Genomic DNA, 12,298 nt, shown 5'->3' with positions numbered 1-12,298 from the left:
GTCCAGGGACCGGCGTGCCGCTCACATCACAGAACTTGAGCCAGAACCCGAGAAGGTTCTGGCTCACTTTCCGTGGAGGGCTGACTGAGTGTGATGTCAGTGGTGTGTGGTGGGATGGCCGGACTCTGCTGCTGGACCTGCTGGGAGACCGCCTTCATGCCCGTGTACTCGTCTCTGACTCACGCCCTGGCCGCGGCCTTGGTTGACGTCCTGTGGTTCATCGAGGGCAGTGAAGACGAGCAGATGGATCCGGACGACGCCGTCAAGGTGCTGGAGGGTGTCGCCCACCTGGTCAGCAAGCTGGCGAGCGAGCAACGGAGCGAACTGATCGGTCTGCTCGGGACGATGGCCGAAGCCGAGTCCGATCCCGCACGCCGGGAGTTCCTGGAAGGGTTTCCGGAAGGCTTCGGGCTCCTTGATGATGCGGTCTGACCTGTGCATCACGAGTAGAGCAGGACGCGCTTGCGGAGAAGATGGAAGCCGGCCCGGCCGAACATCTGGCGTTTGAGCATCTTGATCCGGTTGACGTGGCCTTCGACGACGCCTGAGCTCCAGGGCAGGGTGAGGCCGGCGATGACTGCATCGCGGTCGCGGTCGATGCCTGCGGCGAGGATATGGAGGCCGGGGAGGTCATCTTGCCGGACGGCATCGAGCCACTGCGGCAGCCGTTCGCCCTGGCGCTCGGTGAGCATCTGGCCGAAGGAGCGGACGTGGCCGGTGAGGGCGTCCAGTTCAGGGCAGTGGACCAGAACGGCCTTGAGCCGAAGGTGCTCCGTCTCGGTGAGGGTCTCCGGTCGGCGGAGGGTCCATCCAGCGACGACCCGGGGTGACGGTGGCCGAGCCGTGACGGGGCCTGGCGAGAGCCGCTTCTCCCGGAAATAGGCGCGAACCCGCTGGTAGCTGCCCTGATAGCCGAGCGGCACGAACTCTTCCCCACACCCTCCAGGCGTTCGTGCAGCCCTGGCTCCAGCGGTCATCCAGGTAGGGCTTGAAGGCGTCGATTCCTGTCCGCGACCTGCACCGCCTGTGGTGCCCCGGCCGTGGCACCTTCGACAAGAACGGCGCCCGATCGCGACAGACCACCTACCCCGGGCTGTTTCGCGAGCCAAGCGGCCAGGCTGGAAGTCTCCCGGTCGGGCAGCAGGTCCACTGGACGCCGACTTTCGACGTCGACCAGAACGGTCCCGTAGTGGCGCCCCTTGCGGGTCGCGTACTCATCGACGCCGACCACCCGCAGGGCTGGAACTTCGGGGTCGGCAACGCCTTGACCAGCCTGAGCACTGTGCTGTGGCTCACGGACACGCCGAAGACGCGCGCCAGGCGGGCACCGGCCCGGCCAGCGAGCGCGAGGCCCACCGCGGCCAGCGTCGACCGCAGGCGCTCGGTCCGTCGGCCGTACCGACGAGTCAAGCCCGGCAACTGTTCGGCGAAGGTCCGCCGCCGGCACGAGATGACGGGGCAGAGGAGCCTGCGGACGCGCAAACAGAGCGCGACCCGTCTGCCTCCGCTGGGCACATCAGTGGGAAACCGCAGGTAGGAGCCGTGAATCCGTCGTGACCAGACCCCGCATCCGGGACAGATGGCCCCAGCCACCGTGCTTCGTGCCTCGATGTGAACCGCCTCGTCGTTCACGGCCACGGACAGCACCACCACGTCGGTTATCGACGGGAACAGCAACTCCTGCAGCCGGAGCACCACTTCTTCCACGAGCCGAACTGTCAGCCACACCGCACCCGGTACGGGCCAGTTCCGGGCAACTTCCCCAGGGCACCCTCATCCGACAACCGTCACGCAGCGTGCATGCTCCACGGAAAGTGAGCCAGAACCCGCTCTCGTGGACAAAGCCAAGTGGCGGTAGCACCAGGTGAACCGGGTTGTTCTGGAGTGCCAGAACAACCCGCGAGGGCACACACGCGCCCTGTAGCGCCATGAAACGACCCCGGACCCCCCCGGGGACCAAAGCGGCCCGCGACACCTCAGGACGGCACAGGGGCCTCTTCTGGGGCCTCTGCCGCCTCAGCCGCAGCTACCGCCTCCGCTACGCTCGCCCGCCACTCCTGCTCCAGCCTGTCCCGATCCTGCTGGGAGGCCACGCGGCACCGTCGGCAGAGGCCGCCTCCGCCGACGACCACCCTCCCGCCGCAGGGACTGCTGTGGCCGGGACAGGTGCCTTCCTCGGTCTCACCGACGGGCAGGGCCTCCGCCACCCGGACATGGAACGCCTGCTCCTGGCAGGTAGCGCACCGCTCGCCGTCGCGGGTGCGGCGGCTGCATGGACCGCTGACGCCGGGGCACTGCGGCCACCCGAGGTGCGCTGCGCACAGCGTCTCGCCGACCACGGCCAGCGTGGGGCACAGCTTGTCGTCGCCCTCGCACCAACGGTTGCGGTCGACGCCGCGCCGCAGCTGGTCCTGCTGCTCCTGGAGCTCGGTCCAACTTGGCGGCGTAGGCGTGGGTGCGTCCTCCCAGTGCCTGCTTTGGTCTTCCCGGCCATACGTCGGGGCCGGCGCCTGCTGCGGAACACCCGAAATCGCGGGTGCGATGCCGGACGGAGCGGGGGGCACGGGCAGCCCCGCCAGCTTGCGGAGCCGTCCCGCGATAACTGCGCTCTCGGTGCGTTCCACCGTGGCGGGCATGGGCATCAGGACCACTTGGCGAACCATCGCCTGCTGCCAGCCCAGTTCCAGCAGCCCTGTCACGGTCAGGCCCTGGTCCCGCAGGAAGTTTCCCTGCACAAGAGCGGCTGCCACCGCCGGAGACTCTCCCGCCCACGCGGTGAGCAGAGCTACGCCTGGCGAGGCGTCCACGGCCTGCACCGAGCCACTCACGGAAGCACCCCCCGCCCTTGCTGCCGCTTTGTCTTCCGGCGCGGCGTCAGCCGCCGCCGCGCTCGCACCGGCCTGTTCCGGCTCGTGCTCCTGGTCCTGCTCGATGCCGCCGCCCCGTCCGTCCATCCGTCCGTCTTGCGCGTCTTCTACCTGCACGGAGGGACGGACGGAGGTTGATGGCACGTCTGAGCGGGAGAACTGAGCGGGGGGACTGAGCGGGGGAACGCGATCTTGCAGGTCACCGCCCGAATACGGGTCAGATTTCTGACCAGACGGGTCAAAAATCTGACCCAGCGGGCTAGATTTCTGACCCGGGGCGGGCGGGTCAGAAATCTGACCCGCTGCCTCCGCAGCCCTCTGTGCCCGCTTCTCGGCCGCCAACTTCAGCTCCCGGGCCCGAGCGCGCTGGGCGGACTGCTCGGCCTCGCCTCGTACGTCATCAAGGGCGTCGAACACGTTGCGCGGGCCCTGGTAGCCCTTGACCGGCATCAGGTTGATACGGATCCGCAGGCCCCGCCCCGCCGCCAGCGCCCGCGACGACGTCGTGAGCCGGTGCCCCTCCGGCGTCGTCACGAGTCCGATCAGCGTGAGCTGGCGCAACAGCCCTCGGACGCGAGAAACGCTCGACGGCGCCGGCCTTTCGCCCGACCCCACCGGCTTGGCGGGGAGCAGGTGGCACAGTTCCCACAGCGTGAGCTTGCGTACCGGCCCGCGCTTGTCGATCACCAGCGCGCGCATGATCAGGTACAGCCGAATCGCGGAATCACTCAGCTCCGGGGACACCGACACCCAGTCACGAACCTGCGATGCGTACCAGCCGTCGTCATCCACTGGCGGGTGGAGCTCCACGGGCTGACCGTCTTCCGTGGTGGTCGGGTGACTCTTCGTGCTGCCGGACATCCGGCTTCCTTCCCATTTGTCCCGGGGTGCATCGCGAAGAGCGTGAGTACACTGGGGAGAGACCTGTTGCGGGTCGCCCGCCGCCTGAGGGATTGCCGTCCCAATGGAATTACGGCGGGCATTTTGTTTTCGGAGAGTTGCTGTCGATGGCTATTCAGTGAGAACTGTTTGCACGCCTCCAATGACCGAGGCCCGTCGATGAACCGGCAGGCGCGACACGGCGTGATCGACCCCGGAAAACAAATCCAGCACCGAGATTCCATAATGAACTGACAGGCGATCTACGTCATCGAGAGACCATGACGCCTGCCCGGACTGCTTGCGGCTAATCTGGGCCTGACTGAGCCTCAGCCCCGCCCCCAGCGTGCGTTGGTCCTCCCCTGTCGCGTACATCAGGGCTGCCACGGTGACTCGTAGATGCTGCTCTGTGCTGGACATATGTGTAATCCGTATCAGGTATGCGCTGGATGATTTGGAGGCGCGCCGACGGGCGCGTTGACCGCCGGTAGGGTCAAGGACCGTGTCTCGCCTCGCGTATTTCGATCTCGACGGCACGCTGGTCGACCGGGATTCGGCGCTCAGCGATGCCGTGACCGGCCTCTGCCGCACTCACGTCCTGCCCCCCGCCGCTGCCCCGTGGCTGGCCAAGGAACTGGCCGACCGCGCGAACATCAACGACTTCATCCGCCTGCGGGACACCTTCGCACTGGAGACGCCGGCCGCGGACCTGTGGCAGGACTACGTCAGCCTCATGTCGGCCGCCGTCACCTGCCGTCCCGGGGTCCTCGACGGCCTGGCCCGCCTGCGCGAGGCCACCTGGACGATCGGCGTCGTCACCAACGGGGCTACAGACATCCAGCGCGCCAAGCTCGCCGCAACCGGCCTTGCCGACATGGTCGACGGCGTCGCGGTCTCGGGCGATCTGGAGATCCGCAAACCGGACCGGCGCCTCTTCGAACTCGCGGCCACCCGGTGTGGCGTCAGCCTCGCGGACGGCGGATGGATGATCGGCGACAACCCTGCCGGAGACATCGGCGGCGGCCGCCAGGCCGGTCTGCGCACCATCTGGCTGCGCGGCCGACCCTGGCCCGACGCACTGCCCGCCGCGCACCACGTCGTCAACGACATCACTGACGCCATCACCATCCTGCTCAACGAGACGGAGTAGCACCGTGGACCAGCCGATCGTCGGCATCCTCCACCCGGGCAGCATGGGCGCCGCAGTCGCGGCCTGCGCCGCGACCAACGCGTCCAAGGTCCTGTGGTGCGAGACCGGGCGCAGCGCCGCGACCACGGCACGCGCCGACCGGTCCGAGCTGTCGCCCGTGGCCACGATGGCCGAGCTGTTGGAGCGCAGCGACATCGTGATCAGCCTCTGCCCGCCGGCCGCTGCCGAGGACCTGGCCCACGAGGTTGCCGGACACAGCTTCGCAGGGGTGTACGTGGAGGCCAATGCCATCAACCCCGTGCGGACGCAGCGGATCGCCACCCTGCTCGGGCCAGCCGCGACCGTCGTGGACGGCGGCGTCGTCGGCTCACCGCCGGTCGGCGGCAAGACGCCGACCTTGTACCTGTCCGGCCCGGTCAGCGCGACCGCTCGCATCGAGGGGCTGTTCGCGGGCACCGCCGTGCACGCGGCGGTGCTGGGCACGGAGGTCGGGAAGGCGTCCGCGCTGAAGCTGTCGTACGCCGCATTCCAGAAGACAAGCCGGGTGCTGGTGGCACTCGCGGTCGGAATGGCGCGCGAGCACGGCGTCGACCAGGCGCTCATCGAGGTCGCCTCGAAGCGCACCGACTCGTACCTGGCCGAGCCGCAGTACGTGGCCAAGACCGCCGCGCGTGCCTGGCGCTGGGGGCCGGAACTCGAGGAAGCCGCCGACGCCCTCGCGGCCGCTGGCCTTCCACCGGAGATGCTGCGCGCGACCGCGTCCACGCTGGCACGGTGGAACGACGCCAAGGACGACAGTGAGCTGACGCTCACCGACGCCCTGGACCGACTCGCCCAGCCGTGACCCGCGCTCATGCCGACGCCGCTCCCGCCCGCTGCGCCAGCAGCTGGTCGATGAGCAGCGCCGCGTCCTGCGGAGCCGCCGCCGTGGTGTCCACGGTCAGGTCCCAGGCCATACCCGGGTGCGCGTCCAGGTCCTCGCGGGTCGCGTCCCACGCCGCCAGGCGCGCAACGGTGTCGCTGTCTCCCCGTCCCGCCGACCGCTGCTCGGTCGCCTCGCGCGGGCACCACAGCAGCACCACCGACCAGTCGGCCGGGTATCCGTCGACCAGCGCTCGGATGCCGTCGATTTGCCCGAGGTGCGCCACGGGCACCCCGGCCGCGAACGCGTTGTCCAGGCCCGGCCGGTCAATCGCGTACGTGTTGCCGTAGCGGCTGTTCGCGTACACGACGTCGCCCGCGGCCTCTAGTTCGCGCAGCTGCTCCGCACTGCCCATCCGGTAGCCGAGCGACTTGCCCGTCCCGACCTTAAGCCGCGCGAACTGCGCGTACTTCGCGTCCAGCCGCGTGAGTGCAGCGGTGACAGTGTCCTTGCCCGACGCCGGCGGGCCGTAAAGGATCACGCCCTGACTGTTTGTCACGCGTACATCGCCCCCATCGCCTGCCTGGCCTGGTCCGCGAGCGTCACCGCAGTGCCGAGCCGGTTGTCCACGACCAGGTGCGGCACTGCCGGGCGCAGCTCCAGGTCGATCGTGGCCATGTACTCGTCCCACCGGTTGAGCTTCCAGGCATCACGGGCTGCTGAGCGAAAACCGATGTACTCGCGCATCGACTCTTCGTCGCACTGCACCCACACTGGGAAGACGTCAACGCCCATGGCTGACGCGCGATTGGCCAGGCGCTGCATCCAGGCTGGATCGGTCATCTCCGCGATGAACGGCGCAGTCAACACCGTCGAAATGCCGCACTTGATGTTGGCCATGGCCGACTGCATCAGGCAGTCGTATTCCACCGGGCGGACCTTCTCCCGGTAGACCTCTGTGTGACGATCGTTGGCATCGCCACCCAGCGCGACCAAGAGCCGCTCCACGAGCGGCCGGGTGAGCGGGTCCTTATCGAGTAGCGGCCAACCGGTGAGTTGAACGAAGAACCGAGCAAGTTCCGTCTTACCGCTACCGGCGAAACCGCCGACGAGCAGAAGGACAGGGCGGTGCGGGTCGCCCCCGGTGTGCCGGCGCTTCCACGCGTCGATGATGCGCTGCTGCAAGTCGAAGTGGTCGGCCTCGCCTGAGCCTGGCGCGATGCGGTGAATTGCCCGCTCAACAGCCAGGACATGCGCGCCGTTGAGACGGTCGTCCATTGGCGTGAGCTTGAAGGAAGATTCCTCGCCCGGCAGGGCCGCGCGGAATCCGAGATCAGGCTCAGTGGCTCGGTAGAGGAGACAGTAAGCGCGCCGATAGTGAGGGCCCGGGAAGACCTCTCCCTGCTCGTGCTGCCACAGGGTCTGAGGGTTCGCGGCCGGGATGCCTTTCAATTTGGCCTGTTCAGCGACCTCGCGCAGTCGCTCACCAGCCCTTTCCAGCGTCAGGCCGTGAGCCTCCCGTTGCTCCCGCAGACGATCCGGCATCCATCCTGCCCGGTGTTTTCCTACCACTATGTCTCCCGTAGTCATCATGGCCGTGAGCCTAGGGCTCAGGGCTAAAAACCCATGTGTAAGCGGATGTTGAAAACGTGTGAATGAAGATGCGTATGGGTTTCGACAAGCCGCTGTGATGGCTCTTCTTCGACCCTTTCGGTGTGATGGGCCCCACACGACGACCAGTCAGGAGGGGGCCCATGAAGGGCTTATGCGTCGAACGCGTATTCCAGGATGTAAGCAGCGCTGTCCATGGTCATCTCGTTCACCTCGACCGCCCGGTGACTTGCGTCGTAGGCGGTGCGGCACACCTTGACGACAGGTCGTTCAAGGGGCATGCCGAGCGATTCGGCTTCCGCAGCGAGAGGGAGCCGGCATCGAATTTCCTCCCGGAAATGGGCAGGGGCGTAGCCGAGTTCCGTGAGGCGTGCGTAGGTTCCGCCGTCGCCAGTGTCCACGCGCATGATTGCCGTGCCGTCTACGAGCGCCAGTGGCAGGTACGAGGTGGCGAGCATGACCGGTCGGTCAGCCAGTACGAAGCGGCGCGATCGCGCACATACGGCTTCCTCGTCGCTCAGGTCCAGCATGTGGGCGATGTGGGCCGGGGCTGCCACTGTGTCGACTCGGACGTCGATCGTCACGGGTCGCTCCTCGTCGGCGGACCAGATGGTTTTGCCGGAACCCCACTGCTGATGGTTCAGACGCTGGATGCCGTGGCGCCGGATCGGGCGAAACGAGATGACGCGAGCTCCGGCTCCCCTCTTCGTTTCCACGAGCCCTTCGGTCCGGAGGATCTTCAACGCCTGGCGGGCGGTGAGGGTGGCGACGTCGTACCGCGCCGCCAGCGCGCTCTCTCCTGGCAGTCGATCACCCGGCCCGTACTCGCCTGTCTCGATGGCCGCCTTCAGGTCGTCGGCGATCCGCTGGTATTTGGGCCGCTGAGTGCCCGTTTCGCTTGCCATGTCCTCTCCCTACCTCGCTAGCGATCGTACGGCTGCGGGCTACTGAGGAACCGCTGCGGGTGCTGCGGCTGCCGGCGTCGTCCCGCAAACCATACCTCGTTAACGTAGTTCTTGACATCGTTAACGTGCTCGGGTCTACTAGCCACATCGAACCTCGCTAACGAGGTGAGTGCGCCCGGAAGCCCCCGTGAAAACGGATCAGGTGAAGGAAGCGTCTGCGGGTCGGATCTTCGGCCCAACTTGAGAACTCCACAGAGCGATCCACCACCGCAGTACCGGCCATGAGCACACCGGCCGGGGAGGTGAGTGGAGATCCGTCGCGAGGCGCCATCACCACTGGTGGTGGTAGCCCACACGCACACGTGCGGAGGGTGGGCACCCTCGCGACGCAAAAGAAACGACGCGCAACTCCAGGACTCTTCGGTGCCCGGTCCAGCCGGAGGAGAGAGCCCGCGTCGGGACTGAGGGAACCTCGCCTCCCTCCAGCACACAAGGCGAGCACATGTGGTGGAAGAGACCACAGTTCGACTCCATGTAGCCCTGCGCTACCCGTGGCCGCCGTCCCGCACTCCGGTGCGGGACGGCGACTCGCGGGGGGCCAGCAGGGCCCCGAACACGACGAACCCCCGGGCTTAGGCCCCCGGGGGTTCGTCTTCGCCATCACCCTCCACAAAGGGGAACAGCGCATGACTAGCTTCGCATCGACCCTGGGCGCCCCCCGCGCCGGGCTCGCCGACGACATGACCGAGGACGACAACGGCCGCGGATTCGAGCGCGACGAGACCGACACCGCGTTCCGCCGACTCGTCGACCACCTGGTCGTCGACGGCGACGACCGCGCCCGATCCGCCGGCCGCCAGGCACGGCGCACCCTCGCCGAGATGGACCCCGGCTACAAGCGTCAGCCGGTCCTCCTCCTCACCCGCCCGCTGCACTTCCAGTCGGCAGACGACGCCTGCCCGCTCTGCGGCTACTGGTCGTGCCGCTGCGGCGTTGCCCCGGCTCCCGCCGAGAGCAGCGGTCAGTTGCAGTGCGACGTGTGCTCCCAGTGGTTCGGCTTCACCGGCTGGACCTGCCCCGCCTGCAAGCAGCTCCAGGGTGCACTGCCGATGGAGCCGACCCCGCACGAGCGGGACGGCCGCACCGAGCCGCCCCCGGCACCCGCTCGGCCGCACTCCACCGCTCCCGAGCGGCGCCAGCCCTGACCCTCATACCTGCCGCCCGCGCCGCGCAGCACCTCGCGGCGCGGGCGGTCACCCTCTTCGGCCTGGCCCACCCCATTGCCCTCGCCCTGCTCGCGGCCGCCGCAACGGCGGCCGCCAGGGCGTGGGACGCGGGCCACCCCGTCGCCGACACCCACCCCCGCACCACCGAGAGGCACCACCCCCGATGGCCGACGACCTGCACGCCCGCTACATGGACGCCGCCACCACCTGGCGCGCCCACCGCACGGGCTGCACCACCTGCCAGCACGGCGCCCTCTGCAAGACCGGCGAACCGCTCGCGGAGCGGTTCGCCCGCCTCCAGGACGCCTACCTCACCCGCCGCTCCTGACCCCGAGGACCTCATGACCGACAGCCACAGCACCCGGCCGGGCGTCTCGGCCGAGGACGACCCGCTCTTCGACGCGGACCACGCGCACAGCCCCTCGACCGCGGAGCGCCGCGCCTCACTCGCGGTCGCCGACATCGAGGACCACCGCACAACGTGGGCGGCCATCGCCGCCGAGCGCCTCGCCACCGGCACGCACCCGCACCGCACCAACTGACTTCAGGGAGACCCCATGACCGGCACCATCGCCCTGTCCCGCCACCTCGACTCCTCCGGCCTGCCGGCACAGGCACCACCCACGCAGACCTACGACCACCCGAAGTTCCTGCGGACCGAACCGGGCCCCTATCCCAGCGTCACCGTCTACTACTTCACCGCCTTCACCGGCGACGAGCCCGAACCGCAGACACCCCTTGCCCTGTACGACGACAAGGGACTGACGCCCGACCAGCGGTCAGGCCTCCGCGAGCAGTACGAGTCGGCGCGCATCCTGTGGTCCCACGCACGGCTGCGCCGCGACGCCGTCCCCGCCCTGCGCAGCGCAGCGCCCCTGTGGACGGCATGGCGCGCCGCTGAACGTCACCTCAGCGACACCTTCGCCGCGTTCTGGGAGACGGACGACACTCGATGGCGCGCGCAGCTCCTGCGCCTGGTCGACGCGGAGCGTGCGGCGCAGGCCGCCGCGGACGCGTGGGACGTCATCGCCTACCAGCTCGCGCAGCTCGCCGACGAACAGGTCACCGTCGCCGGGTACGACGAGGAGCTGCCCCTGGCGACCGTAGCCGCCACAGAGATCGGGCTGGACATCTCCGACTGGCACATCGACCTGGTCATCTCCTACACCAAACAGTGGGGCTGCACCCCGGTACGAGGCTGGGCCGAACAGCAGATCAAGGCGCAGCGTGAGCGGCTCGCGCAGGTCGACCAGATGCACAGCACGACCCGGCGGCGTTCCGACACCACCTCGAACTGCGACTGAGAGGCCGACATGCGTTTCGTCTATCTGCTCGGCATGGGCAGCCCGTTCATCGTCCTCATCGCCGTACTGCTGGCGCGCTGAGCCCGCACGAAGGAAGGAACAGACATGGGAATGCCTGACATCCCGGAGCGCCTGCGCCAGCCGCGCGGGGCAGTGCTCGCCGGTCTGAGTGTGATCACTCTGGCCGTGGCCATCCTGTCGGTGGCCGTCACCTACGACATCCTGGAATCGAAGTTCGGCGGATGGGCCGTGCCGACCGTGGCCGCGCTGGATGCCCTGTGGGTGATTTTCCAGGCGACGGAGATCCTGGCCGGCAACAACAAGCGCCGCGCCCGGAGGGTCCAGTCGGCAGGGCTGGCACTGACTCTCATCAACGCGGCGATCCCCACCGCGCACCTGATCCTGGCCGCCCGGGGCGGCGCCTCCCTCGACCTGGCCGTGGTCATCACCCCGGTCGCGATCATCGCGACCAAGGGCGCGTGGTGGTGGGCGCTTCCCTCACTCGGGCGGCCTGTATCGGAGACGACGCGGGGTGAGCTCGCCGTCAAGCGCCAGGCCGTCGCCGACCGCCTGGAGGAGATGGAGGCGGAGGCCGCGCACCGGATCGAAATGCTGGGGCTCGCGACCACGCTGGAGACTCAGGTTGCGGAGGCCGAGACGGCCTACCGCGTGTCCGTGCTCAAGGCGCAGCAGACCATGAGCGAGAAGCTGCACACCCAGGCCGTGGCCACGGAGACGGCCATCGCGGAGAAGCCGCTTCCCGCGTCGGTCGCGGCGATCCGTCTGCCGGTGCTGGGGGAGTGGGAGCCGACCGCCCCCGCCCTGCCCGGCACAGTAGGCGGCACACTCGCCCTGACCGGAGGCACGCAGGTCAGCGACCCTGCGGCCGGAACCGGCACACCCGGCGACACACCCGAGGAGCCGACCGTCACACCCGGCGGCACACCCGAGGAGCGGGCGGCACGTGCCGCCGCGCTTGCCGAGCTCGCGACCGTGGCCGGTGTGCCGGTCCCGGAGCCCGGCGAGCCGCTGAGTGACGGTCAGCTGGATGTCGCGCTGCGGCACCTGCGGTACGTCGATGACCCGCCGCAGTCCTACCGCCAGGCCCGCGACGAATTCCGCGACTTGGGCTTCGTCGGGTCGGAGCGGCGCGTACGCCGCGCCTGGGCCGAGCTGATGGAGAAGGAAGAGGAAGCCGCCGGCCCTCAGGTCGACAGGGACGGGGGAGCCGAGCAGACCGAGGACGAGGAGCAGCCCGAGGACGCGGGCGCCTGACCCCTCACACATCCGGACCGTGGTCCGGCACCACCGATGATGTCCGGCCCGCGTGCTGCGGGCCGGACTTCTTCGCGACTGCCGGAAAACGCACGCAGTCGAGACGGCGCAGACCCGGCGAGTGACCTGGTGAGCGGACTACGCGTTCGCAGAGACAGGGCAGCAGACCCGGCGCGCAGCCGCCATGCCACCCACCCACGCACATGATCGAAAGAGGGG

15 protein-coding genes are annotated in these 12,298 nt (G+C 68.7%); 8 read left to right on the top strand and 7 right to left on the bottom strand.

Annotation, left to right across the window (positions count from 1 at the left end; genetic code table 11):
* Window positions 1-156 precede the first annotated feature (156 nt).
* Window positions 157-432: a hypothetical protein gene (locus ACZ32T_RS32635; RefSeq protein WP_467273313.1), complete on the top strand. Its 276-nt coding sequence runs from the start codon at window positions 157-159 to the stop codon at window positions 430-432.
* 8 nt (window positions 433-440) lie between these two features.
* Here ACZ32T_RS32635 and ACZ32T_RS32630 read toward each other — a convergent pair whose 3' ends face one another.
* From ACZ32T_RS32630 to ACZ32T_RS32615, 4 genes are all read right to left on the bottom strand, one after another.
* Window positions 441-977 carry an ISL3 family transposase gene (locus ACZ32T_RS32630; protein WP_467370804.1) on the bottom strand — a complete coding sequence of 179 codons (537 nt, stop codon included), beginning with the start codon at window positions 975-977 and terminating at the stop codon, window positions 441-443.
* Complete coding sequence (locus ACZ32T_RS32625; protein ID WP_467371119.1) at window positions 974-1,177, bottom strand: hypothetical protein; 204 nt, start codon at window positions 1,175-1,177, stop codon at window positions 974-976. Before ACZ32T_RS32625 ends, ACZ32T_RS32630 begins: the two co-directional genes overlap by 4 nt.
* A complete protein-coding gene (locus ACZ32T_RS32620; protein WP_467371117.1) occupies window positions 1,084-1,593 on the bottom strand; it encodes a transposase family protein in 510 nt (169 codons plus the stop codon). The genes ACZ32T_RS32625 and ACZ32T_RS32620 overlap by 94 nt, the downstream gene beginning before the upstream one ends.
* A 383-nt stretch (window positions 1,594-1,976) precedes the next feature.
* Entirely contained in the window at window positions 1,977-3,728 is a 1,752-nt protein-coding gene (locus tag ACZ32T_RS32615) for a hypothetical protein (RefSeq protein WP_467370802.1), read from the bottom strand.
* A gap of 520 nt (window positions 3,729-4,248) precedes the next feature.
* On the opposite strand from ACZ32T_RS32615, the gene ACZ32T_RS32610 reads away from it, so the two are divergent.
* Complete coding sequence (locus ACZ32T_RS32610; RefSeq protein ID WP_467370799.1) at window positions 4,249-4,896, top strand: HAD family hydrolase; 648 nt, start codon at window positions 4,249-4,251, stop codon at window positions 4,894-4,896.
* 4 nt (window positions 4,897-4,900) lie between these two features.
* Complete coding sequence (locus tag ACZ32T_RS32605; protein ID WP_467370797.1) at window positions 4,901-5,740, top strand: DUF1932 domain-containing protein; 840 nt, start codon at window positions 4,901-4,903, stop codon at window positions 5,738-5,740.
* Between the two features lie 7 nt (window positions 5,741-5,747).
* Here ACZ32T_RS32605 and ACZ32T_RS32600 read toward each other — a convergent pair whose 3' ends face one another.
* The 3 genes from ACZ32T_RS32600 to ACZ32T_RS32590 form a co-directional block, all read right to left on the bottom strand.
* Window positions 5,748-6,317 (bottom strand): phosphotransferase-like protein, encoded by a 570-nt coding sequence (locus ACZ32T_RS32600; protein ID WP_467370795.1) that lies wholly within the window; start codon window positions 6,315-6,317, stop codon window positions 5,748-5,750.
* On the bottom strand, window positions 6,314-7,303 hold the full coding sequence (locus ACZ32T_RS32595) for an AAA family ATPase (RefSeq protein ID WP_467370793.1): 990 nt from the start codon (window positions 7,301-7,303) through the stop codon (window positions 6,314-6,316). Before ACZ32T_RS32595 ends, ACZ32T_RS32600 begins: the two co-directional genes overlap by 4 nt.
* A 218-nt stretch (window positions 7,304-7,521) precedes the next feature.
* Complete coding sequence (locus tag ACZ32T_RS32590; RefSeq protein WP_467370791.1) at window positions 7,522-8,274, bottom strand: GntR family transcriptional regulator; 753 nt, start codon at window positions 8,272-8,274, stop codon at window positions 7,522-7,524.
* A 686-nt stretch (window positions 8,275-8,960) separates the two neighbouring features.
* Here ACZ32T_RS32590 and ACZ32T_RS32585 point away from each other — a divergent pair.
* From ACZ32T_RS32585 to ACZ32T_RS32565, 5 genes are all read left to right on the top strand, one after another.
* Entirely contained in the window at window positions 8,961-9,479 is a 519-nt protein-coding gene (locus ACZ32T_RS32585; protein ID WP_467370789.1) for a hypothetical protein, read from the top strand.
* Window positions 9,480-9,663: 184 nt separating this feature from the next.
* Entirely contained in the window at window positions 9,664-9,828 is a 165-nt protein-coding gene (locus ACZ32T_RS32580; protein WP_467370787.1) for a hypothetical protein, read from the top strand.
* 13 nt (window positions 9,829-9,841) lie between these two features.
* Window positions 9,842-10,042 (top strand): hypothetical protein, encoded by a 201-nt coding sequence (locus ACZ32T_RS32575; protein ID WP_467370784.1) that lies wholly within the window; start codon window positions 9,842-9,844, stop codon window positions 10,040-10,042.
* A 15-nt stretch (window positions 10,043-10,057) separates the two neighbouring features.
* Window positions 10,058-10,804 carry a hypothetical protein gene (locus tag ACZ32T_RS32570; RefSeq protein WP_467370782.1) on the top strand — a complete coding sequence of 249 codons (747 nt, stop codon included), beginning with the start codon at window positions 10,058-10,060 and terminating at the stop codon, window positions 10,802-10,804.
* A gap of 105 nt (window positions 10,805-10,909) precedes the next feature.
* Window positions 10,910-12,079: a hypothetical protein gene (locus ACZ32T_RS32565; protein WP_467370779.1), complete on the top strand. Its 1,170-nt coding sequence runs from the start codon at window positions 10,910-10,912 to the stop codon at window positions 12,077-12,079.
* The last annotated feature ends 219 nt before the right edge of the window (window positions 12,080-12,298 follow it).

The organism is Streptomyces sp. NPDC023573 (assembly GCF_055559735.1).
This window is presented reverse-complemented; position numbering and strand designations above follow the sequence as displayed.